Source organism: Buchnera aphidicola (Pemphigus obesinymphae), from assembly GCF_026122815.1.
Classification (GTDB): Bacteria; Pseudomonadota; Gammaproteobacteria; order Enterobacterales; family Enterobacteriaceae; genus Buchnera_C; species Buchnera_C aphidicola_BJ.
Window position 1 is genome coordinate 1 of sequence record NZ_JAIWQW010000010.1, and the last position, 24,709, is coordinate 24,709.

The 24,709-nt window shown below is 24.8% G+C and carries 20 protein-coding genes and 4 tRNA genes; 8 read left to right on the forward strand and 16 right to left on the reverse strand.

Annotated elements, in window-relative coordinates; all coding sequences use genetic code 11:
- Window positions 1–450, forward strand: a 450-nt coding sequence (locus tag LDP10_RS02090; RefSeq protein WP_265197089.1) for a class I SAM-dependent methyltransferase, incomplete at its 5' end; no start/stop codon positions are given.
- Window positions 451–1,144: 694 nt separating this feature from the next.
- Here the strand turns inward: LDP10_RS02090 and LDP10_RS02095 are convergent.
- On the reverse strand, window positions 1,145–2,479 hold the full coding sequence (locus LDP10_RS02095) for an MFS transporter (protein WP_265197090.1): 1,335 nt from the start codon (window positions 2,477–2,479) through the stop codon (window positions 1,145–1,147).
- A 207-nt stretch (window positions 2,480–2,686) separates the two neighbouring features.
- Window positions 2,687–3,514: a diaminopimelate epimerase gene (dapF, locus tag LDP10_RS02100; protein WP_265197109.1), complete on the reverse strand. Its 828-nt coding sequence runs from the start codon at window positions 3,512–3,514 to the stop codon at window positions 2,687–2,689.
- A gap of 175 nt (window positions 3,515–3,689) precedes the next feature.
- Between dapF and cyaY the strand changes: the two genes are divergently transcribed.
- The 3 genes from cyaY to LDP10_RS02115 all read left to right on the forward strand — a co-directional run bounded on the left by cyaY (window position 3,690) and on the right by LDP10_RS02115 (window position 5,902).
- On the forward strand, window positions 3,690–4,016 hold the full coding sequence (gene cyaY, locus LDP10_RS02105) for an iron donor protein CyaY (protein ID WP_265197110.1): 327 nt from the start codon (window positions 3,690–3,692) through the stop codon (window positions 4,014–4,016).
- A gap of 200 nt (window positions 4,017–4,216) precedes the next feature.
- The gene (hemC, locus tag LDP10_RS02110; protein WP_265197092.1) at window positions 4,217–5,152 is read left to right on the forward strand and encodes a hydroxymethylbilane synthase; all 936 of its coding nucleotides are present in this window, start codon (window positions 4,217–4,219) and stop codon (window positions 5,150–5,152) included.
- Window positions 5,153–5,158: 6 nt separating this feature from the next.
- Window positions 5,159–5,902 carry a uroporphyrinogen-III synthase gene (locus LDP10_RS02115; protein WP_265197093.1) on the forward strand — a complete coding sequence of 248 codons (744 nt, stop codon included), beginning with the start codon at window positions 5,159–5,161 and terminating at the stop codon, window positions 5,900–5,902.
- Window positions 5,903–5,957: 55 nt separating this feature from the next.
- On the opposite strand, the gene LDP10_RS02120 is transcribed toward LDP10_RS02115, so the two are convergent.
- The 13 genes from LDP10_RS02120 to LDP10_RS02180 all read right to left on the reverse strand — a co-directional run bounded on the left by LDP10_RS02120 (window position 5,958) and on the right by LDP10_RS02180 (window position 19,705).
- Window positions 5,958–6,031: transfer RNA gene (locus tag LDP10_RS02120), tRNA-Pro, on the reverse strand.
- Between the two features lie 14 nt (window positions 6,032–6,045).
- A tRNA-His gene (locus LDP10_RS02125) sits at window positions 6,046–6,121 on the reverse strand.
- A gap of 38 nt (window positions 6,122–6,159) precedes the next feature.
- Window positions 6,160–6,233 (reverse strand) — tRNA-Arg (locus LDP10_RS02130).
- A gap of 150 nt (window positions 6,234–6,383) precedes the next feature.
- The gene (gene rho, locus LDP10_RS02135; RefSeq protein WP_265197094.1) at window positions 6,384–7,643 is read right to left on the reverse strand and encodes a transcription termination factor Rho; all 1,260 of its coding nucleotides are present in this window, start codon (window positions 7,641–7,643) and stop codon (window positions 6,384–6,386) included.
- Between the two features lie 198 nt (window positions 7,644–7,841).
- Window positions 7,842–8,174 (reverse strand): thioredoxin TrxA, encoded by a 333-nt coding sequence (gene trxA / locus LDP10_RS02140; RefSeq protein WP_265197095.1) that lies wholly within the window; start codon window positions 8,172–8,174, stop codon window positions 7,842–7,844.
- Window positions 8,175–8,265: 91 nt separating this feature from the next.
- Entirely contained in the window at window positions 8,266–8,874 is a 609-nt protein-coding gene (leuD, locus tag LDP10_RS02145) for a 3-isopropylmalate dehydratase small subunit (protein ID WP_265197096.1), read from the reverse strand.
- 12 nt (window positions 8,875–8,886) lie between these two features.
- Window positions 8,887–10,284 (reverse strand): 3-isopropylmalate dehydratase large subunit, encoded by a 1,398-nt coding sequence (gene leuC / locus LDP10_RS02150; RefSeq protein ID WP_265197097.1) that lies wholly within the window; start codon window positions 10,282–10,284, stop codon window positions 8,887–8,889.
- A gap of 1 nt (window position 10,285) precedes the next feature.
- Window positions 10,286–11,380: a 3-isopropylmalate dehydrogenase gene (gene leuB, locus LDP10_RS02155; protein WP_265197098.1), complete on the reverse strand. Its 1,095-nt coding sequence runs from the start codon at window positions 11,378–11,380 to the stop codon at window positions 10,286–10,288.
- Between the two features lie 469 nt (window positions 11,381–11,849).
- Window positions 11,850–13,397, reverse strand: coding sequence for a 2-isopropylmalate synthase (gene leuA / locus LDP10_RS02160; protein ID WP_265197099.1), 1,548 nt, complete (start codon window positions 13,395–13,397; stop codon window positions 11,850–11,852).
- Between the two features lie 338 nt (window positions 13,398–13,735).
- Window positions 13,736–15,751 carry a DNA helicase Rep gene (rep, locus tag LDP10_RS02165; protein ID WP_265197100.1) on the reverse strand — a complete coding sequence of 672 codons (2,016 nt, stop codon included), beginning with the start codon at window positions 15,749–15,751 and terminating at the stop codon, window positions 13,736–13,738.
- A gap of 96 nt (window positions 15,752–15,847) precedes the next feature.
- Window positions 15,848–17,338 carry a ketol-acid reductoisomerase gene (ilvC, locus tag LDP10_RS02170; protein WP_265197101.1) on the reverse strand — a complete coding sequence of 497 codons (1,491 nt, stop codon included), beginning with the start codon at window positions 17,336–17,338 and terminating at the stop codon, window positions 15,848–15,850.
- A 200-nt stretch (window positions 17,339–17,538) separates the two neighbouring features.
- Window positions 17,539–19,392, reverse strand: a complete 1,854-nt coding sequence (gene ilvD, locus LDP10_RS02175; RefSeq protein ID WP_265197103.1) for a dihydroxy-acid dehydratase — start codon at window positions 19,390–19,392, stop codon at window positions 17,539–17,541.
- Between the two features lie 239 nt (window positions 19,393–19,631).
- Window positions 19,632–19,705, reverse strand: a tRNA-Trp gene (locus LDP10_RS02180).
- A 471-nt stretch (window positions 19,706–20,176) separates the two neighbouring features.
- Here LDP10_RS02180 and LDP10_RS02185 point away from each other — a divergent pair.
- From LDP10_RS02185 to fdx, 4 genes are all read left to right on the forward strand, one after another.
- Complete coding sequence (locus LDP10_RS02185; RefSeq protein ID WP_265197104.1) at window positions 20,177–21,391, forward strand: IscS subfamily cysteine desulfurase; 1,215 nt, start codon at window positions 20,177–20,179, stop codon at window positions 21,389–21,391.
- 36 nt (window positions 21,392–21,427) lie between these two features.
- A complete protein-coding gene (iscU, locus tag LDP10_RS02190; protein WP_265197105.1) occupies window positions 21,428–21,805 on the forward strand; it encodes a Fe-S cluster assembly scaffold IscU in 378 nt (125 codons plus the stop codon).
- A gap of 160 nt (window positions 21,806–21,965) precedes the next feature.
- The gene (gene hscB / locus LDP10_RS02195; RefSeq protein ID WP_265197106.1) at window positions 21,966–22,469 is read left to right on the forward strand and encodes a Fe-S protein assembly co-chaperone HscB; all 504 of its coding nucleotides are present in this window, start codon (window positions 21,966–21,968) and stop codon (window positions 22,467–22,469) included.
- 123 nt (window positions 22,470–22,592) lie between these two features.
- On the forward strand, window positions 22,593–22,919 hold the full coding sequence (fdx, locus tag LDP10_RS02200; protein WP_265197107.1) for an ISC system 2Fe-2S type ferredoxin: 327 nt from the start codon (window positions 22,593–22,595) through the stop codon (window positions 22,917–22,919).
- A 69-nt stretch (window positions 22,920–22,988) separates the two neighbouring features.
- Here the strand turns inward: fdx and der are convergent, their stop codons facing one another.
- A complete protein-coding gene (der, locus tag LDP10_RS02205; RefSeq protein WP_265197108.1) occupies window positions 22,989–24,368 on the reverse strand; it encodes a ribosome biogenesis GTPase Der in 1,380 nt (459 codons plus the stop codon).
- Window positions 24,369–24,709 lie beyond the last annotated feature (341 nt).

Below are 24,709 nucleotides of genomic sequence, written 5' to 3' on the forward strand. Positions count from 1 at the left end.
TTAGGTAAAGATGCTTTCATATTGGCTGCTTTAGGTTGTCAAGTTTGTATGATAGAACGTAATCCAATTGTCGCTGCTTTATTAAATGATGCTTTACAAAGAAATTATAAAAATCATACAATTAATATGTTACTTAAAAAGAAAATGAGCTTAATTTATGGTTCTAGTTTTAACACAATAAAAATATTAAAATTAAAACCAGATATTATATATCTAGATCCAATGTATCCTGTTTTAAAAAAAAATATAGTTAAAAAAGATATGTATTTTTTAAGATCATTAATTGGAACAGATCCAGATTCAGAGAAATTATTAAAATTATCTAGAAAATTTTCTAAGAAACGTGTAATTGTAAAAAGACCACGTCACGCCAATTATTTGTCAGGAATAAAATCTACATTTAGTATTATATCAAAAAAACATCGTTTTGATATCTATTCTCCATTATAATAATGTAGTTTATTTTTGATAATATAAAAAAACATATATTTTTTATTAAAAAATTAAATCTCTAAAAATAAATATTGATTTCTGTATGATACTTTCTTAAATAAAAATCAAATTAAAAACATTTTCTACCAATATTTATTTTTCACTTTCAAATTAAAATAAAAATGTGCTATATATATCCCTTAATAAAAAATGAATCATATGATTATTTTATTTTCATAATGTTATTTTTACTTGAAAGCAAAAAAAACATCTTTAATTTTCTAAAATTATAATTTACATATACGTATAAAATATATGTAAAATTTTACTCATAAAAAATAACACGAATTTCATATTTTTTCTTGTTAATATTAAAAATTAAATAATATTAACAAGAACAATTTAATTATTTACTATATTATAAACATGATGTTAACTAAAATTAATTTTAATTATGAATAAATTAAAGATATTAATTACTGCTTAACAAATCAAAAAATTACATGTAGATTCATAATTTTATTCAAAAAATAAATAAAATTACATTTTTAAATAAGTAAAATTCTTAATAATATTACATAAAAATTAAATTAATTTAAAAATATTTTTTTAAAAATAAATAAAATAAAATTTTTATTATTACCATTATTTTATATATTAAAAAAAATTTTACGCAAAACACATTGTGTATGAATTAAATTCAAAATATATATCAATGATTATTTTTTTCTATGCGTTCTAATCGTATAGCTAAAAAGATTCCTAAAATTAAAATACTAAAAATAAATAAAGAAATACTGGTCCATCCACCAGAAAACCAAAAAAAACCTCCACAAGTACCAACAATACTGGATCCTAAATAATAAAAAAATAAATATAAAGATGATGTTTGTGCTTTACTAACAGTGGTATGATGTCCTATCCAACTACTTGCTACAGAATGTGCTGCGAAGAAACCTGCTGCGAATAATATCAAACCCATAAAAATAAAACATAAATGATTAGACTGTGTTATAAATAAACCTGATATCATTAATAATAAAGCACTAATCAATACAACTCCTTTATTATATTTCTCAGTTAGAATACCTGCTTGTGGTGAACTGTATACGCCTATCAAATAAAATAAAGATAAAAAGCCAATAATAGTTTGATTAATATAAAAAGGAGACAACATTAATCGATATCCAACATAATTAAATAAAGTAACAAAACTACCCATAATAATAAAACCTATAAAAAACAATTTTGATAACGCTGGATCTTTACATTGCAATAAAAAATCAAAAAATAATTTTCTTGTATTCAAAGGAGCACTATTAAAATTTTTTGAATTCGGCAAAAGATATAAAAACAGACCGGCAGTAATTAAAGCACTAATTCCTATTACTCTTAATGCAATTTCCCAAGAAAAATAAGTAGCCAAAATACTAGTCAAAAATCTACCTAAACATCCTCCTATAGTATTTCCGCTGATGTATAAACCCATAGAAAAAGCTAAAAAAATTGGATCTATTTCTTCACTTAAATACGTCATAGCAACAGCCACTACTCCACTTAAAGCTAATCCAGTTAAAGCTCTCATAATAATAATAGCTTCCCAACTATGCATAGTTGAGCAAAATATGGTACAAAAAGCAGCCAGAAATAAAGAAATAGACATAATTTTTTTACGACCTAAAAAATCTGATAAAGGTCCTGTAAAAAGCATACCAATTGCCATCATACTAGTTGCTGAAGATAAAGATAAACTACTTTGAGCTGGACTTAAATGAAATTTTTCAGAAAATAAAGGTAAAATAGGTTGTACACAATATAGAATAGCAAATGTAGATAAACCTGCTGAAAAAAATGCTAAAATGACTTCTTTGAATTTTTTAGTTCCTTTTTTTATGTATACTTTTTCTTGTTTTACAATGGATCTATTTAATTTAAATGGTATTTTATTTCTTTGAATATATGTTCCTGATTTTAAATTTAAATACTTTTTTTTTACATACGAAAGAATTTTCTTCTTAAGAATCCTCATAGGAAGGAAACAAAACATAATATATTCTCTAATATAAATTATTGATAAATATAAATTAAAATATTTTATTATAACAAATAATATTAAAATTTTTAAAAATCTATAAATATTACTGTATTTTCTTTTATATACATTTATTAATTTTATAAACATATATATAAAATACATAGTTTTTTATTAAAAAATTGAGATAAAATTGAAACTTTCAATGCTTAGTAAAAGTTATTACAAAAAAATATATCCATCATAAACATGTGTCGCAGATCCTATCATATACATATTATTACCTGAACCTTTCCAAGTAATATATAAATTACCCCCAGATAAAGATACTTTTACTTGTTCAGATAATAATTTATTATAAATCCCAATTGCCACAGCTGCACATGCTCCGCTACCACATGCTTTTGTTTCTCCAACTCCTCTTTCGTATACTCTAAGATTAATATTATCACTATTAATTATTTCCATAAAACCAACGTTAATTTTATTAGGGAAAATAACGTTATTAGATACCGATGAACCTATTGATTCTACTTCGTAAGCAGATAAATTTTTAACAATAGTTACACAGTGAGGATTTCCCATAGATACTATTCCAAACGGCAAATTTTTATCAAATATTTTTATAGTATAAAATTTTTTTTGCACTGTCCATTGACATGGGATTAACGCAAGATCAAATACAGGTTCTCCCATATTGACTTTTATTTGGTTATTTTCTAATATTTCTAATATCATATGTGTTTTTTTAGTTCTAACAGATATTTTTTTTTTCTTTGTCAAACCTTTTAAATACACAAAATAAGCAAAACATCTAACACCATTTCCACATTGTTCTACTTCACTTCCATCAGCATTAAAAATACGATAATAAAAATCAATAGTAGGGTCATTGGATTGATTAATTAATAATAATTGATCAAAACCTATTCCTAAATTTCGATTAGATAAATTACGAATTAATGCAGGTGTAAAATTTACCATTTTTTGAGTAATATTATCTATTACCATAAAATCATTCCCTAAACCATGCATTTTAGAAAAAAATATCTTATTTTTTTTTATCATATTTAATATTATTTCATCCTTTACTTAAATTTATTTTTCAATTATTCTATTTCCAATGAACACTTTTTATAAATTTTGTATTTTAAATATAAAGATATTGTATATCTATAACACAATAAATCAAAAAATATATCATTACAAAAAACAAGGAGGAAAAATTAATATTATTGAATTCCACAAAATAACGGATAAATTAATGTTCACAATACAAGATACATTAGATAATCATCTTGGTAATGCTGATATAGATTGTGAAATACAATACTATACTATGACGATAATTTTTGACAATAAAAGTAAAATTATTATCAATCGACAAGAATCATTAAGACAAATTTGGTTGGCAACAAAAAAAAATGGATATCATTTTGAATATAAAGAAAAAAAATGGATATGTAATAAATCTAAAAAAAATTTTTGGGATATATTGACTCAAGCTTGTATAACAGAAAGCAAAGAATTGATACAATTTAAAATAAAATAAAAATTATTTATAATAAATTTATGTTTTTATGATAAATAATACTGATTATTTTTTAATAATTCTATTGATTAATTATATATTAACTCACAATCAGTACATTTATAAAAATTTAAACAACTATATTTATATATAAATGAAAATTTTGATAGCATATAATATTATTACTAAAAAATATAACTATTTTTCTAAAAAATAAAAAAATGCTAAAAAAAATATTAAGAATTGCCACTAGGAAAAGTCCTTTAGCTCTGTTACAAAGTAATTTTATAAAGAAAATTTTATTATATTTTTATCCTCATTTAATTATTACACTAATACCAATTGTTACACGTGGTGATATAATTTTACACCGATCTTTATCAAAGATTGGTGGAAAGGGCCTTTTTATTAAAGAATTAGAATTGGCTTTATTAGAAAATAGGGCAGATATAGCTGTACATTCTATGAAAGATATACCCAATATAATTCCACCAGAATTATGTTTATCTAGCATTTGTAGTAGAGGAAATGCTTTAGATGCATTAGTTTCCAACAATTACCAATCCATTGATGAATTACCTGAACAAGCAATAATAGGTACTTCCAGTCCTAGAAGAAAAGCACAATTGATTAGATATCGTCCTGATTTAATTGTTCATCCAATACGAGGAAACATCAACACTCGTTTAAAAAAATTAGATGAAGGTCAGTATACAGCTATTATTTTAGCTACAGAAGGATTAAAAAGATTAGGATTAAGAAATCGCATTAGTCAAATTATACCAGCAGAGTTGTCTCTTCCTTCTTGTGGTCAAGGCGCCATTGGTGTCCAATATAGATTAAATGACAATAATATCTCTTTACTTTTAAAAAAAATAAAAGATAAAAACACTGAATTTACCACAAAAGCAGAAAGAGCTTTTTGTAAAAAAATGAACGCTGGTTGCCAAATTCCAATTGCTAGTTATGCTATTTTAAGTAAAAATAAATTATGGTTAAGAGGTTTAGTGTGTTCCCCTGATGGGAAAATATCTCTATCAGGAGAAAGAATAGGTAAACCAAATTTTGGAGAGAATATGGGTAATGAACTGGCTATTGAATTATTGAATAAAGGTGCTTTAAAAATATTAAAAAATATTTTTTTTGATAAAAAATAAAATAACATGACAATATTAATTACTCGTCCTTTACCAGACGGTAAAAAATTAGTTTCTATGCTTCATGCTGTTGGGATTAAATCATATTTTTTGTCTTTAATTAAATTCCGTCCAGGAGTTGAATTAAAAAAATTATTAAATAAAATTAATAAACTAAAAAATAAAGATATGATTTTTAGTCTTTCTAAACAAGCCATTTATTATGCTAACGTTTATCTAAATAAAAACAACATAACATGGCCATCTTTTGTAAAATATTATGCTATTGGACCTAAAACTGGATCTATATTACATAAATATAGTGGTCATAATATAGTATATCCTGAAAAAAAATATAATACTGAAAAATTAATAAGTTTATTGAACATAAAAGAAATAAGAAACAAATCAGCTATTATTTTACAAAATAAATATGGAAGAACTTTATTACAAGAAAGACTTATAAATTATGGTGTTAAAGTTAACAAAATAGAATGTTATGAAATTATTTTTAACAAAATTGATCATGTTAAGATAGGTAAAAAATTAAAAGAAAATAATATAAAAACGTTAGTAATTACCAGCGGCTTAATTTTAAAACAATTTTATAAAATTATTTTGATATCTGAAAAGAATAAATGGATTTTAAATTGTAAAATAATTGTTGTAAGTAATAGATTAGCTAATCTAGCATTCCAACTAGGATGGAATAATATTAAAATAATTCATGATATTAGCAACGAAAAAATATTCAATACTTTAATAAAATAATGTTATTTAATAAATTTTTTATTTATTAATTTATACTTTATACAAAAAAAAATTATCGGCGAGAGAGGATTTGAACCTCCGACCCACTGGTCCCAAACCAGTTGCGCTACCAAACTGCGCTACTCGCCGAAATTTACACTAATTGGGGTGGTTAATGGGATTTGAACCCATGACCACTGGAATCACAATCCAGTACTCTACCAACTGAGCTATAACCACCAAAATGATTATATAAATTGATATTAATTTAAATATTTTGCGTCCGACAGGATTTGAACCTGAAACCTCTGCCTTCGGAGGGCAGAACTCTATCCAATTGAGCTACGGACGCAAAATTAAATTTACTATTAATTCAAATAATAAATTTATTAAGAGACAATGTCCAGCTTTTTTATAAAAAAATAAAATAAATATTAATGAATCCATACCTTATTAAAAATAAATTTAAAATGTTGAAATACCATTAATAATAGTAACAATACTAAGATCTTTTCATCATATTAAAAAATTCATCATTAGTTTTAGTCATTGCCAATTTATTAATTAAGAATTCCATAGCATCAATTTCACCCATTGGATGTATGATCTTTCTTAAAATCCACATTTTTTGAAGTTCTTCAGGTAAAGTCAATAATTCTTCTTTTCTAGTTCCGGAACGATTATAATCAATAGCTGGAAAAACTCTTTTTTCTGAAATTTTCCTTGATAAAAGTAATTCCATATTACCTGTACCTTTAAATTCTTCGTATATTACTTCATCCATTTTAGAACCGGTGTCTACCAAAGCAGTCGCAATAATAGTTAAACTACCTCCTTCTTCTACGTTACGAGCAGCACCAAAGAAACGCTTAGGTCGATGTAATGCATTGGCATCGACACCACCTGTAAGTACTTTCCCGGACGCAGGTACTACAGTGTTATAAGCTCTGGCTAATCGGGTAATAGAATCTAACAGTATAATTACATCTTTTTTATGTTCTACCAATCTTTTTGCTTTTTCAATCACCATTTCAGCTACTTGAACATGTCTAGAAGCAGGTTCATCAAAAGTAGAAGCAACAACTTCTCCTTTAACCAATCTTTGCATTTCTGTTACTTCTTCGGGACGTTCATCAATTAGTAATACCATTAAAACACAATCTGGATGATTATAAGCTATACTTTGAGCAATATTTTGTAACAACATTGTTTTTCCAGCTTTAGGAGGAGCTACTATCAAACCTCGTTGTCCTCTTCCAATAGGAGATGCTAAATCTAAAACACGAGCTGTTAAATCTTCAGTCGAACCATTTCCTCTTTCCATTCTTAAACGAGAATTAGCGTGTAATGGTGTTAAATTTTCAAATAAAATTTTGCTCCTAGCATTTTCGGGTTTATCATAATTTACTTCATTTACTTTAAGAAGAGCGAAATATCGTTCTCCTTCTTTAGGAGGTCGGATTTTACCAGAAATAGTATCGCCTGTTCGTAGATTAAATCTACGAATTTGACTAGGAGAAACATATATGTCATCAGGACCTGCTAGATAAGAACTATCAGCTGAACGTAAAAAACCAAAACCATCCTGCAATATTTCTAAAACTCCATTTCCAAAAATATCTTCTCCACTTTTAGCATGTTGCTTTAAAATAGAAAAAATAATATCTTGCTTACGCATACGTGCTAAATTTTCCAACCCTATATTTTCGCCAAGAGTAATTAATTCAGAAACCGGCATATTTTTAAGTTCGGTAAGATTCATAATGGTGGGTTCTTAATAAACTTGCGGTAAATATCTAAATGAGGTTTATAATTGATATGGTTATACTATCCATCTTTTTTATATTAAGTTGTTAAACAATTAAATTTTTTAACATAAATATATTTCATATTATCATATTTTTTTTAAAAAGTCTAGCGGTTCTGTATAAATTTTAAAAAACCGCTATTCTATATAAAATTATATCAAATATTTGTTTAAAAATGTTTGTAATTGTATCTTAGAAAGTGCACCTATTTTAGTTTTTATTAATGTTCCATTTTTAAATAATAATAAAGCAGGAATTCCTCTAATAGAATATTTAGGAGCTGTATCGGGATTTTTATCAATGTTTATTTTAGCTACTATTAACTGATCTTGATACTCAGCAGCTATTTCTTCCAAAATAGGAGCTAACATTTTACATGGATTGCACCATTCTGCCCAAAAATCAACTAATATAAATTTTTTTTCTTGTAATATATTTTTTTCAAAATTTTCGTCGTTAAAATTGACAATTTTTGTATTATCCATTTTTTCCCCAATTTTTTAGTATTTTATACTATTATAGTATATAGTATTTTTTTAAAATATTAATTTATATTATATTTTTATTTGATAAAAATTATTTTTTTATAAAAAAATCAAATATTTTCTTTTCATATTTGGTTATTTTTTCTTCATTTTTTATTGTTAAATCGATTTTATCTAATTGATGCATAATACAAAATTTATGTAATGCGTCAATTTTAAAATGATAAGAATAATTTTTTGCTAAAATTGTGTTGTTTTGCAAATCTATTGTGAAACTTACATTTTTGTAATTTGATGTTATATCGAACAAAGCATTAATTTTATTTTCAGATAAAATAATTGGTATCAAATGATTGTTTAAACAATTATTATAAAATATATCACCGAAACTAGAAGCAATAATGACTTTAAAACCATAATCCATTAAAGCCCATACTGCATGTTCTCGTGAAGAACCACATCCAAAATTATCTCCAGTTAATAAAATAGATGATTTTTTATAACGGAAATCATTTAATATAAAATTTTTATTTATATTTTTACCTTCATTATCATTAAAACGCCAGTTGTAAAATAGATATTTACCAAATCCTTTTTTGTTAATTTTTTTTAAAAATTGTTTAGGAATAATTACATCAGTATCTATGTTAGATATATTGATTGGTATTACAATACCAGTATATTGATTTAATAATGTCATTTTTTTCCTATTTTAAATTTTTCTAATGTCTACAAAATGACCAAAAATAGCAGCAGCAGCAGCCATCGCAGGACTAACTAAATGTGTTCTTCCATCTCTGCCTTGTCTTCCCTCAAAATTTCTATTACTAGTAGAGGCACAGCGTTCTTTAGGTTTTAAACGGTCTAAGTTCATTCCTAAACACATGGAACAACCAGGTAAACGCCATTCAAAACCTGCATCAATGAATATTTTATCCAATCCTTCTTCTTCAGCTTGCAATTTTACCATTCCTGACCCCGGTACGACTATAGCATGTACATTTTTAGAAACATGTTTATTTTTAACAATGTTTGCAGCTGCTCTTAAATCTTCAATTCTTGAATTAGTACACGAACCAATAAATACTTTATCAATAGCAAGATTATTTAAGTATTCACCTGGTTTTAAACCCATATATAATAAAGATTTTTTAGCTGATTCTTGTTGAGAAACATTTCTATATGAATCTATATTCGGAATTGGTTCATCTATAGATACTACTTGATCTGGTTTTGTACCCCATGTAATTTGAGGTGCTAAATCAGATATATTTATAGAAACTTTTTTATCAAAAAAAGCATTACAATCTGATTTTAAAGTATTCCAGTAATTTATTGCATTATTCCAATATTTATTTTTTGGGCTATAAAGTTTATTTTTTAAATAATCATATGTTTTTATGTCAGGTGCTATTAATCCTGATTTTGCGCCCATTTCAATAGACATATTACATATAGTCATTCGGGATTCCATACTTAATTTTGAAATGACACTACCAGAAAATTCTATTACATAACCTATTCCTCCAGAACAACTAAGTTTTCTTATTATTGATAAAATAATATCTTTTGCAAAAACCATAGAATTAATGTTACCAGTAACTTCAATGTTCATCGTCTTTAAACGATTTTGTTGCAATGTTTGTGTTGCAAAAACGTGTTCTACTTCTGAAGTTCCGATTCCAAAAGCTAAAGCACCAAAAGCTCCATGAGTGGAAGTATGAGAATCTCCACATACAATTATCATACCAGGTAACGTCATTCCTTTCTCAGGACCTAAAACATGCACTATACCTTGATGAGGATGATTAATATCATATAATTTAATATTGAAGTCTTTACAATTTTTAGATAATTCTTCCATTTGTATTTTAGCCATATGTTCAGAGTTTTTAATATCTCGATTATGGGTAGGTACATTATGATCCATTGTTGCAAAAGTTTTATGAGGTTGTCTCACTTTTCTATTTTTTAAACGAAGTGAATTAAATGCTTGAGGGGAAGTAACTTCATGAATTAAATGTAAATCAATATATAAAATCGATGTTATATTGTTTTGCTCATATACTATATGTGAATCATATAATTTATGATATAGAGTTTTTCCCATTTTATATTCTCTTTTTTAATATGTAAGAAATAATGTCACCTATATCATTAGTACTTTCACATTTTTCTTTATCATTGGCTATATCTAAAGTTCTATAACCTTTTTTTAAAGTATCAATGACAGCAGATTCTATCTGATCTGATATTATGGGTAATTTCATCGTATAACGTACTAACATAGCTATTGAAAGAATTTGTGCTATTGGATTGGCTATATTTTTCCCTGCAATATCTGGAGCTGATCCACCTGCTGGTTCATATAAACCAAAATTACTGTCATTTAAACTGGCAGAAGGCAACATGCCTATAGAACCTGTAATCATGGCACATTCATCAGATAAAATATCTCCAAAAAGATTAGAGGTTAAAATAACATCAAATTTATCGGGATTTTTAATTATCTGCATAGCGGCGTGATCTATATATAAATGAGATAATTTTACGTCAGGATACTCTTTTGAGATCATATTTACTGTTTCTCTCCATAGTACAGAACTCTCTAATACATTTGCTTTATCTACAGATGTAATCTTACATTTACGATTTCGTGCTAATTTAAAACCAACATGTGCAATACGTTTAATTTCAGATGCATAATATATTTCGGTATCAAATGCTTTTTTATCTATAATATTTTTGATATAACCTTTTGGTTTTCCAAAATAAATACCTCCTGTTAATTCACGAACACATAAAATATCAAATCCTTTTTCACTAATATCGTGTCGTAAAGGAGATAAATGATTTAATGCAGTATATAATTTAGCAGGTCTAAGATTAGCAAATAAATTAAAATGTTTTCTTATTGGTAATAAAGCAGCTCTTTCTGGTTGTTGATCAGATGGCAGACATTGCCATTTTGGACCACCTACAGAACCAAATAAGATAGCATCAGATTTTTTACAACCATCAAGTGTTTCTTTAGGTAATGCTTTTCCATATTTATCAATGGCGATACCTCCTATATCGTATTCTGTAGTATTAATTCTTAATTTGTACTTTTCTTTTAATACTTTTAAAATTTTAAATCCTTCTCGCATTATTTCCGGGCCTATTCCATCACCTGGTAAAATTGCTAAATTGTATATTTTCTTCATAATAAAATAACTCTAAATTTTTACATTTCAATTCAATAAATACATTTATATTTTGCTATCAGTTCTTTACGATAAGGAAAATTATTAAATTATTTTTTAGTTTTACGTTTTTAAAAATAATGTTATATAAAAAATATTTAATACATTAAATTAAAATTCAACAAAAATATTAAAATACAAAAAAATACATTATTCTATTATTTAGTGCCCATTATATCATTTTATTTCTAAGATTAAATTAATTGTTCTATTAATCTCAATTAAATTTCCATTAATTATTTATAGTTTATTTTAAAAATCAATTTTAAAGAACATATTTTTCTGTAAAATTATTTTCTAATTTCTATTTTATACACTATAAAAAATAGATTTTTTAATTATCTTAAATTCGTTTTTTTAATAAAAATAGTTTTTAAAGTAAATTAAGTAATTGCATTTATAATTATCGATTATATTTTTAGTTCTTTATTTATTTTTTAACATTTTTTAATATAATATTCACTTTATTAGCTCTCCATATGTTATTTAATATATGAAGCATAGCTTGGACAGTTGACTCAACAATATTTTTTGCGCTACTGATACCATAAAATTGACGTTTTTTATATTCAATTTGTACTTTTATCGATATTACAATATTAATTGGTTTTTTTTGAGTAATTAATTGAACATTTTTTAAACATGTAGGAAAATTAGTTATTTTATTTAATGTTATATATATAGAGTTAATTAATCCTTTTTTGGTTCTTACTTTTGCAGTTTTTACTTTTTGCCCACAATATAATTCTATACTAGAAATAGTAATACCGGTGGACTGATGTTGCACATTAAATTTTTTTAAACGAAAATGTTCTATAGTGTCTTCTTTTTGATCCATGAAAGCTAATGATTCTAATTCATAATCAAACACTTGTCCTTTTCTATCAGCTAGTTTTAAGAAAGAATTGTATAATATATCTAAATTATATAACTTTTCATCATAACCCATTTCTGTCATATAATGTTTTACAGCAGCTCTGCCAGAGCGTGATGTTAAATTTAATTTAATAGGTTTTAAACCAATACTTTCTGGTGTAATTATTTCATAATTTTTCCTATTTTTTAATATACCATCCTGATGAATACCAGATGAATGAGAAAAAGCATTAGTTCCTACAATAGCTTTATTGGATGGAATAATAGTGTTACAAATTTCACTAATTAATTTACTGGTTCTATATATTTTTTTATGTTTAATGTTAGTATGTAAATTCAAATTATTTTTTTTAAGTTTTATAGCTGTAATAACTTCTTCTAATGCTGTGTTACCTGCTCTTTCTCCCATACCATTCATAGTTCCTTCTATTTGACGAGCACCAGCTTGAATTGCTGTTATAGAGTTAGCTGTAGCCATACCTAAATCGTTATGACAATGAACAGATAAAACTACTTTATCAATATTAGGAACTTTATTGTATAAAGATTTTATAATCTGACTAAATTCATAAGGAATCGTAAAACCAACAGTATCCGGAATATTGATAGTTGTTGCTCCCGCTTTTATGACGTTTTCAACAATATAACATAACTGATTTATTGGAGTCCTTCCTGCATCTTCACAAGAAAATTCAACATCATTTGTATAACTTTTTGCTCTTTTAATAGCAAATATAGCCATTTCTATTATTTCTGAAAAGCTTTTTTTTAATTTAGATTTAATATGTAACGGAGAAGTACCTAAAAAAATATGAATACGAAAGTTTTTTGCGAACCGCATAGCTTCAGCAGCAACATCAATATCTTTTTGTACACATCTAGCTAAACTACATATTATGCTATTTTTTAATTCTTTAGAAATAGTTTCTACTGATTTAAAATCACCAGGAGATGAAATAGGGAAGCCTGCTTCTATAATATCAATTCCCATGTCTTCTAAAGATAAAGCAATTTTTAATTTTTTTTTCATACTGAGACTAGATTGAAGAGCTTGTTCACCATCTCGTAAAGTGGTGTCAAAGATAATAATTTGTTCACTCATTAAATTTTCCTACATATTTTAATATTGATTAGATATTAATATAACATTTAATATTAGTGAAAAATATATTTATTCAAAAAACAACATTTTTTATAAATTTTATTTCATAAAAATAAGAATAAAAATTATTTCAATAAAAAATTATATAATTTGAAATTATCTTTTAAGTTTTTTAAATTATTTTAATGATAACAAATATTTTTTTAAATTTAAAAAATAAAATACCAATTTCGTTAAGTTAATAATTAGTTTCAATATTTTTCAGTTAAGATAAATGAAGTTATTTATCTAAAATATAAAGCTAATTTTTTGTCAAAAACATTTTTATATATTATGTATTATATTTTATTTTTTAAAATCCTTTTTAAATGCATAATATTAGAATAAGAGTTACTTTTTTTATTTTTATAATTTTGATTTTTATTATTTTTTTCCCATAATATATCTTGTTTAGGTAATTCAAATAAAAATCGACTAGGTTCTGGGTATAATATTGATCCGTATTGATATCTTTTTTCACAGTAACTTAAAAATAACTCTTTTTTAGCTCTGGTAATTCCAACATAAACTAAACGACGTTCTTCATCTATGTTGTCACTTATTATAGTACTATGATGAGGTAAAATGCCTTCTTCCATACCGATAATAAACACAAACGGAAATTCTAATCCTTTAGATGCATGTAATGTCATTAAACGTATTGTATTTATATCTGTGTTTTCTTCTTTTTTATCAACAATGTCACGAAGTATGAATTTTGCTACTATTTCAAACAAATTTAGTGGTTTTTCGATCGCGTTTCCTGTTAACATTTGTTTAATCCATTTTACTAATGTATCCACATTTTTAATTTTAAAATTATTTATTTTTAAATCTGTTGAATTGTTTTTTAACCATTCTTTATAATTTATATCAATAATGATTTTATCTAGAATAGATAATGAATCTTGGTCTATCATGTCTATGATTTTTTTTATCCAAAAAGTAAATTTTTGTAAATTTTTAAAAGTATTTTTTTTAAATATTTTTTTTATTTCGATATCAGAAATAGAACAAAAGAGACTTTTTTTATTTTCTTTCGCGAATTGAATTAATTTTTTTAACGTAATTGAACCTATTTTCCGAGGAGGAGTATTGACGATCATTAAAAAGGCATTATCGTCATTAGGATTAATAATAAAACGTAAATATGCAATTAAGTTTTTTATTTCTGGACGTGATAAAAAGGAAATATTAGATGATATATGATATGGAACTCTATTTTGAATTAATATTTTTTCAAATACTCTTGATTGATAATTGCTTCGATATAAGATAGCATAATCTTTATAAAATGTATTATTTAATAAACGATGAAAAATAATTTTTTTAATTACTTCTTTAGCTTCTTCTTCTTCATTTTCTGTTATTAATATTTTTATTTTAGAACCATTTTCTAATTCAGAAAACAATTTTTTTTGAAAAAAATGTGGATTATTAGCAATTAAAAGATTAGCTGCTTTTAAAATCCTTTTTGATGATCTGTAGTTATGTTCCATTTTTATTACTTGTAAATTAGGAAAATCTTCTTTTAAACGTAAAATATTTTGTGGCTGTGCTCCTCTCCAAGAATAAATGGATTGGTCATCATCACCTACTAGAGTGAAGTTGGAATTATTATCGCTTAATAATTTAATTAATTTATATTGAATATTGTTAGTATCTTGATATTCATCTACTAATAAATAACGTATTTTTTTTTGCCAACGTAATCGAACAGATTTATTTTTTTTTAACAACAATGTAGGTAAGAAAATTAAATCATCAAAATCTAATATATTACAAAATTTTAGATAATCATCATATTTTTTATAACATTCTGCAAATTTTTTTTCTAAATTTGATGATACTATTTTTAAAGCTTGTATTGGATTTAATAATTTATTTTTACATTTAGAAATAAAGAGAGAAAGTTTTTTCAATAAAGTTACATTATTATTTAATTCTTTTTTACTGATTTTTTTTAATACAATTATTTGATCATGTTCGTCAAATAATGAAAAATTAGATTTTATTCCTAATTTTGTAATTTCAGTCCTAATTATCTTCATACCTAATGCATGAAAAGTAGAAATAGTAATTTTGTCTAATTCTATTTTACAAACGTATTTTGCAATTCGATTTTTCATTTCTTGCGCTGCTTTATTAGTAAATGTAACAGCAACAATATTTTTAGTTTTATAACCACACTGATTAATTAAATAAATTATTTTATTAACAATTACTTTAGTTTTTCCAGACCCTGCTCCAGCTAATATTAAACAAGGACCTTGAGTAAGCTGCACAGCTTTATTTTGACTGTAATTAAGACACATAAAAATGTTCTTTATTTAATATTTTTGATAATTCAATATTAAATGTATATTAATACATTTAATATTTTTAATGTAAAATTTATATATATATTATAATTAATGTTGAGCGTTTTTATTTTTTAACGCAATGTTTTTCATATCTTTCATATAATTACGCAATTTTTTACCTATGATTTCAATAGGATGGTTTTGTATATTTTCATTTATTCGATATAAATACTTATTATTTATTGAATCTAATATATTATTTTTTCTTAATTCTTTATCTTTTAATTTTTTTATAAAATTTCTTAATAAAGGGATCGCCGATTTTGCAAAAAGATAGTTGCCATATTCAGCAGTATCTGATATCACTTTATTCATTTCATATAATTTTTTTCTAGATATGGTATTTGCAATTAATGGCAATTCATGTAAAGATTCGTAATATGCAGATTCTGCTATCATACCTGATTCTAACATTATTTCAAATGCAAGTTCGATACCTGATTTTATTATTGCAATCATAAAAATACCATTTTCAAAATATTCTTGTTCATTGATATCTTTTTCATATAACGGTGAATTTTCAAAATCTGTGTTTTTAGTTTGATTACGCCAATATAACAAATCTTTATCATCATTTTTCCAATCTTGCATCATTTTATACGAGAATTGACCTGAAATAATGTCATCCATGTGTTTTTTAAACAATGGTAATAATATTTTTTTTAGTTGAATAGATAATTCATAAGTCTTAATTTTATCTGCACTAGATAATCTATCTAACATCAACGTAATACCTCCATGTTTTAAAGATTCAGTAATAACTTCCCATCCATTTTGTATTATTTTTCCTGCATAATTTGAATTATATCCTTGAGAAATAAGTGTCTCATAATATACAATTGAAGTAGATTGAAGTAAACCACACAGAATAGTTTGCTCACCCATTAAATCAGATTTGACTTCTGCTGAAAAAGAAGAATGTAAAACTCCTGCACGATGACTACCAATTGCTACAGACCAAGATTTTGCAATTTCTATTCCCATATTATTTGGATCGTTTTCAGAATGTACAGCAATTAATGTTGGTACACCAAATCCACGTTGATATTCTTTTCTCACTTCCGTTCCTGGACATTTTGGAGCAACCATGATTACTGTTATATCTTCTCTAATTTTTTCACCTACTTCAACAATATTAAATCCATGGGAGTAGCCTAATGTTGCTCTTTTTTTCATCAATTTATTTAGTTTTTTAATTACGATAGAATGTTGTTTATCAGGTGTTAAATTAATTATTAAATCAGCTTGTGGAATTAAATCTTCATAAGTACCAACTATAAAATTATTTTTTGTAGCTCTGTTCCATGAATCATTTTTTGCCAAAATAGATTTTTTTCGGAGAGCATACGATATTGTCAATCCGGAATCACGCATATTTAAACCTTGGTTTAAACCTTGTGCTCCACAACCAATAATAACAATATTTTTATTTTTTAATAATTCAATACCATTATGAAATTCTTTTTTTTTCATAAATCTGCATTTTCTTAATTGTATCAATTTTTCACGGAAATTTAGTTTATTGAAATAATTTGTCATAATTTTAAATCCAAATTTTAAATTTTAGTTGAAATTTTTATGTATCAATATTAAATTAAAAAGAATTTATTAATTGTTTAAACAAAAAATATCTAAAATATGACATAAAAAATCATTATTAAAATAATATTTTATAAGATCATAATATAGTTTTAATATAATTTGATTTTTGTATATTATTATATTTTATTTATTTTAATTTATTTAATAAGAAATTTTTTTTTATTACGAACAGCTCCTTTGTCAGCACTGGTAGCAAAATAAGCATATGTTCGTAATGCACAAGAAATGGGACGAATCCTTGATTTAGGAGTATATGCGTGTTGTCCTCGTGATATTTCTTTATTAGTACGAACATATAATTCTTCCGTTGTGATATGTAATTCAATACTTCGATTCGGAATATCGATAGATATAAGATCTCCATTTTTAACTAATGCTATTAATCCTTTATTTGCTGCTTCTGGTGCAATATGACCTATAGATAAACCTGCTGTGCCACCAGAAAATCTTCCGTCAGTAATTAAAGCACAAGATTTATCTAAATTCATAGATTTTAAGTATGTAGTTGGATAAAGCATTTCTTGCATTCCTGGACCACCTTTAGGTCCTTCGTATCTAATAACAACAATATTTCCTGCTATAACTTTCTTATTTAAAATAGCTTCTATAGCTTCTTCTTGGCTTTCATATACTTTTGCAAAACCTTGAAAAACAAGATTATCTTTATTAACTCCTGCTGTTTTTACAATACAACCATCTTTTGCTATATTCCCATATAATATTGCTAATCCACCGTCTTTACTATAAGCGTTTTGATAAGATCTTATACATCCAGTTTGACGATTGTTATCTATACTGTTCCATCTGGAATTTTGTGAAAAAGGAATTTGTGTTTTAATACCCATTGGTGCAGCTTTAAACATTTTAAGCACTCTTTTACTTTTAGTAGACATTACATCATATTTTTTCAATGTCTCTTCTAAAGTCAAATTTAATACATTTTTTATTTCTGAATGAATAAGATTGGCACGATTTAATTCACCTAAAATTCCCATGACACCTCCTGCTCTATGTAAATCTTCCATATGATATAAAGAGGAACTTGGAGCTATTTTGCAAATATGAGGAGTTTTTCTAGAAAGTAAATCGATATCCTTAATATCGAAATCAATGTTTCCTTCTTGTGCTGCAGCCAATAAATGTAATATTGTGTTTGTTGAACCTCCCATGGAAATATCTAATGTCATTGCATTATGAAATGCTTTTTTATTAGCAATATTGCGAGGTAACGCACTTAAATCATTTTTTTTATAATAACGTTTAGTTAATTCAACTATCAATTTTCCTGCTTTCAAAAATAATTTTTTACGATCAATGTGTGTGGCTAATAGTGTTCCATTACCTGGTAAAGCTAAACCCATAGCTTCAGTTAAACAATTCATAGAGTTTGCTGTAAATAAACCAGAACAAGATCCACATGTAGGACAAGCAGAATTTTCTATTTTTTTTACGATTTCTTCAGAAATTGTAGGATTAGCACTATACATCATTGCATCTACTAAATCTAATTTTTTGTTTTCTTGATTAATAATAGTTTTTCCAGATTCCATTGGTCCACCTGATACAAATATAGATGGAATATTTAATCTCAACGCAGCCATTAACATACCTGGTGTAATTTTGTCACAATTAGAAATGCATACCATAGCATCTGCGCAATGAGCGTTAATCATGTACTCTACAGAATCTGCTATTAATTCTCGTGAAGGTAAAGAATACAACATTCCAGAATGACCCATTGCGATTCCATCATCTATAGCAATAGTATTAAATTCTTTAGATACTCCTCCTGATATTCCAATTTCCTTAGCTACTATCTTTCCTAATTCACGAAGATGTATATGACCAGGAACAAATTCTGTAAATGAATTCACAATTGCTATAATAGGTTTGTTAAAATCTGCATCTGTCATTCCTGTGGCTTTCCATAAGGCTCTTGCTCCTGACATATTTCGTCCATGAGTGGTGATACTAGAACGGTATTTTGGCATCAGTAGATTACTCTATATTAAAAAAACATCATTCTTAATATTAATTTAATAAACTTTAATATTTTTAAAAATATTAAATATTATTAAAAAATAGAAAATATCAAATACATAATTCATTAGTGAAATTTTAATAAGATTAAATTTTGATGTTAACTTGTTAAATAAATTTTATATTTAATTTTTTTAAAAAAATGTTTTAAATTGAGTTAAAAAGTATGATTTATTATATAGTATATTTTCAGGGGTGGAGGGACTTGAACCCCCAACATTCGGTTTTGGAGACCGATGCTCTACCAAATTGAACTACACCCCTATAATTTGATATGTTGAATATCAATTTTAACACTGATAAAAATTAAAGTCCATGAATATTTGATTCCATACTATTTAACTTAATTAATTTAATTGAAAAATTAATTTTTAACATAAAATTTAATATTAATATATATTAATACGTATAATAACTTTACTATTAATAAGTTTTAATTTTATTAATTAAATTAATATTGACTGTTATAAATGAAACTGTCAAAATTATAATTGCGATTATTGTTTTTGCAATTAAATAATATATTTATAAACATTATTTGGAATAAAAAATATATATTTATTTTTAATAAAAATATATTTTAATATAAATTAAAGATAATTATAAATAAGTATATTAGAAACAATTTTTTATTTTATGTAATATTACTTATTTTATTTATTCAAATATTTTAAGAATTCAGAATTTAATTTTTAAATATCGTTAAAAGTATATTTATTAAGGTGTAGAAAATTAATGAAATCTCCTATTTATTTAGATTATGCAGCAACTACACCAGTCGAGTTTTCAGTTGCAAAAAAAATGATGGAATATTTAACATTAGATGGAACGTTTGGTAATTCAGCGTCTCGTTCTCATCAATTTGGTTGGAAAGCAGAGGAAGCCGTCGATATTTCCAGGAATCATATAGCTCAACTAATAAATGCTGATGTTCGTGAAATTATTTTTACTTCTGGCGCTACAGAATCTAATAATTTAGCTATTAAAGGAAGTAGTTTTTTTTATAGAAAAAAAGGGAATCATATAATTACTGTTAAAACAGAACATAAATCTGTTTTAGATACATGTAGATATCTTGAAGATAAAGGATACAGCATCACTTATCTGAACCCTATGTCAAATGGTTTAATCAATTTAGAAGATATTAAAAATGCGATTAACAAGGAAACTATCCTTGTTTCTATTATGCATGTAAATAATGAAATTGGGATAATACAAGACATTAGTGAAATTGCTAAAATATGTCAGTTACATAAAATATTATTTCATGTTGATGCCACTCAAAGTTTTGGGAAAATACCTATTGATGTTAAAAAATTAGGTATAGATTTAATGTCTTTTTCAGCTCATAAATTATATGGTCCAAAAGGGATTGGTGGTTTATATATACGTCGTAAACCTCGTGTTCGTTTATCATCGCAAATTCATGGAGGAGGACATGAACGGGGTATGAGATCAGGAACATTACCCGTACATCAGATTGTGGGTATGGGTGAAGCTTGCAGAATAGCAAAAGAGAATATGTTTGTTAATTTTTTATATGTTATTAAATTAAGAAATTTATTCTGGAATGGTATAAAGGATATAGAAGAAGTATATTTAAATTCTGATTTGCAATATGGATCACCTTATATTTTAAATGTGAGTTTTAATTATGTTGAAGGTGAATCTTTAATTATGGCTTTAAAAGATTTAGCAGTTTCTTCTGGTTCAGCTTGTACATCTGCTAGTTTAGAAGCTTCTTATGTATTAAAATCTTTAGGATTAAAAGATGAATTAGCTCATAGCTCTATTAGATTTTCATTTAGTCATTTCACAACTGTTGAAGAAATAAATTATGCAATTTTATTAATTAGGAAATCAATTAAAAAATTACGAGATCTTTCTCCACTATGGGAAATGTTTCTATCTGGAATTGATTTAGATACTGTAGAATGGAAACATAATTAACTAATTTATAAATTAATCGTGTATTAAAGGTAAAATATGACTTATAGCAAAAAAGTAATGGATCACTATGAAAATCCCCGCAATGTAGGTTCTTTTCCTGATTCGGATTCTAACATTGGTGTAGGTTTAGTAGGAGCACCTGCTTGTGGAGATGTGATGAAATTACAAATAAGAGTTGATAATGGAATAATTAAAGATGCTTGTTTCAAAACATATGGCTGTGGGTCTGCTATTGCTTCTAGTTCTTTAATTACAGAATGGATTAAAGGAAAATCTTTACAAGAAGCTAAAAATATTAAAAATACGAAAATAGCTGAAGAATTGGAATTACCACCTGTTAAAATACATTGTTCTGTTTTAGCTGAAGATGCAATCAAGGCTGCTATTGCTGATTATAATAGTAAAAAAAAATAATTTTTTAATATTTATGTGCTGGGAGATAGATAACGCTCAGCACGATTAAATCGTAGATTGTTATTTTTATCATATAAATAAATTTTTTATTTTTAGAATTTAGAATATATATAATAATTTTATAAAATATACATTTGTTAATAAAAAAATTGAGTTGTATATGAATTATTTTAAGTTATTCGATTTGCCTGAAAAATTTGATATTGAAGTAACTTTATTATCTAAAAAATTTTATCAATTGCAACGTAAGTATCATCCAGATTTATTTAATAATTGTTCTAAATCAATAAAAAAAAATGTGTTAAATAATTCCACCATTGTTAATAAAGGATATAGAACTTTAAAAGATCCTTTAACCCGTGCAAAACATCTTTTATATTTAAATGGATTTAATGTGATTAGTGAAAATAAATCAATATACGAAAAGGATTTTTTAATTGAACAATTTAATTTCTATGAAGAAATAGATAGATTTAAAAAAAATCTTTTCAATTTAGACCATTTTAATCATTTGCTAACACGTGTTAATAAAATTCAAAAAAAATATGAACGTGAAATGATAAAAGCATTCGAAGTAAAATGTTGGGTAAAAGCAGCAGGTATAGTAAATAAATTGTTTTTTTTTAGAAATTTAAAAAATAGTTTGGAAAAATTGCAAGAATAATATTTTGTATTTATATAATAAACATTTTTTCGTATTTAAAATAATCGTATTTTAATTTTTAGATATATATTTTAAAATTATCTAAAAATACACATTTATTTTATCATTAAAAGGTTTTTAGATATGCCTAAAATTACTTTTTTACCACATAAATTTTTATTACCGAAAGGTGGTATATTTCATGGAAATACAGGTGAAACTATTTTAGATGTAGCGTTACGAAATAATATTAAAATTAATCATGTATGTGAAAGATCTTGCGTATGTACGACATGTCATTGTATTGTTAGGAAAGGTTTTTTGTCTCTATCTTTTTGTGAAGACAAAGAAGAAGATATTTTAGATAAAGCGTGGGGATTAGAATTAGAAAGTAGATTAAGTTGTCAAGCGAAATTAGGTAATGAAGATATAGAAATAGAGATACCATACAATAATATGGAAAATGGATGATAATTTTTTTGATTAATCTAACAATGTTACAGTTATAAAAGTAAAAATAATTTAAAAAACATTGTTAGATTAATTTTTAATTTTATAAGGATTAATATTATCTTTAAAATATAAGTTTATTGATGATCCTATTAATTCTAAATTACTTTGAAAATGATTTTTTAAATATCTTTTGTAAGATTGATTTAAATATTTCGTTTTTTTTCCATGTATAACTATAGTTGGTGGATTATGACCTCCAGGATGAGCATATTTTAATTTAATTCTGCTTCCTTTAACTATTGGTGGTTCTTGTTTTTTTATTGCATTTTGCATAATTTTTGTTAATTGAGACGTATTAAAATCATATTTTGTTGATCTATATGTTATGTATATAGATTGATATAATTTTTTAATTCCCTTAGATTGGATTGCAGAAATATAATGAATTTTAGTAAATTTTAAAAATCTTAATTTGTAATTGATATTTTTTTTTATTTCTTGTTTTATTTTTTTTTTTAATAAATCACACTTATTAACAACTATTATTATAGCTTTTCCTGTTTTAAGAACAGTATTACATAAGGATATATCTTGGTCTGTTATATTTTCTATAGCATCAATAATAATTAATATTATATGTGCACATATAATATTTTTAAAAGTATCTTTTTTGATGATTTTATCAATTAAGTCATCTTTTTTATTTTTTTTCTTTACACCAGCTGTATCAATAAAGATAAAATTTTTTTTTGAATTTTTGATTGGGATCCAAATTGAATCTCTAGTAGTACCTGGTTGAGAATCTGTAATTAATCTTTCTTCTTTCAGAAATGTATTAATTAGTGTAGATTTACCTACATTTGGTTTACCTAAAACAGCTATCTTTATATTATTTTTTTCTTTGTATTTTTCTATGTTTTCTTTATTATTTATTAACAATTCTCTTTTATATTTTCCAATAGACAAATGATATTGATGGATAAAAGGAATAATACGTTTGTTTATTAAAGAACTGATGCCATTTCCATAAATTGCTGAAATCGAATGTACTTCTTTAAATCCTAAAGAATAAAATTCAATATTCGCTAAATTTTTGTTTAAATTTTCTGATTTATTTACAACAATAATTGTCTTTTTCTGATATATACGTATCTTTCTTGCTATTCCTTTATCTTCTTCCATTAAACCATCTTGATTATTTACAACAAATAAAATTAGATTAGCTTCTTTTATAGCAGTTAATGTTTGCTTGAATATTTTTATTTCTATATTTTTGGGATTTGAAACAATGCCAGCTGTATCAACAAGTAATATTTTTTCTTTTTCTGTGTTGATATAACCGTATTTTCTATCTCTGGTTAATCCAGGAAAATAATTTGTCAGTGCATCTTTAGTTTTTGTTAATTTGTTGAATAAAGTTGATTTTCCTACGTTTAATCTTCCAATTATTGTAATGGTAAATTGCATTATTAAAAATCTCTTATATATAAAGATATAGAAGATAAATATTTCTGAGTATTTTTATATTTTTTTAATGTTTATCAATTATGGAATTTTCTACATTATTTAATAAATTTACTTTTATCAATAATATTCTATCTTATTTTTTTTTTAATTTCAAGTTTTTTATTTATTTATATTTATATTTTATTAATTAATGGTTATTGATTACTTAATAAATATAAATATAAATATAAATATAAATATAAATATAAATATAAATATAAATATAAATATAAATATAAATATAAATATAAATATAAATATAAATATAAATATAAATATAAATATAAATATAAATATAAATA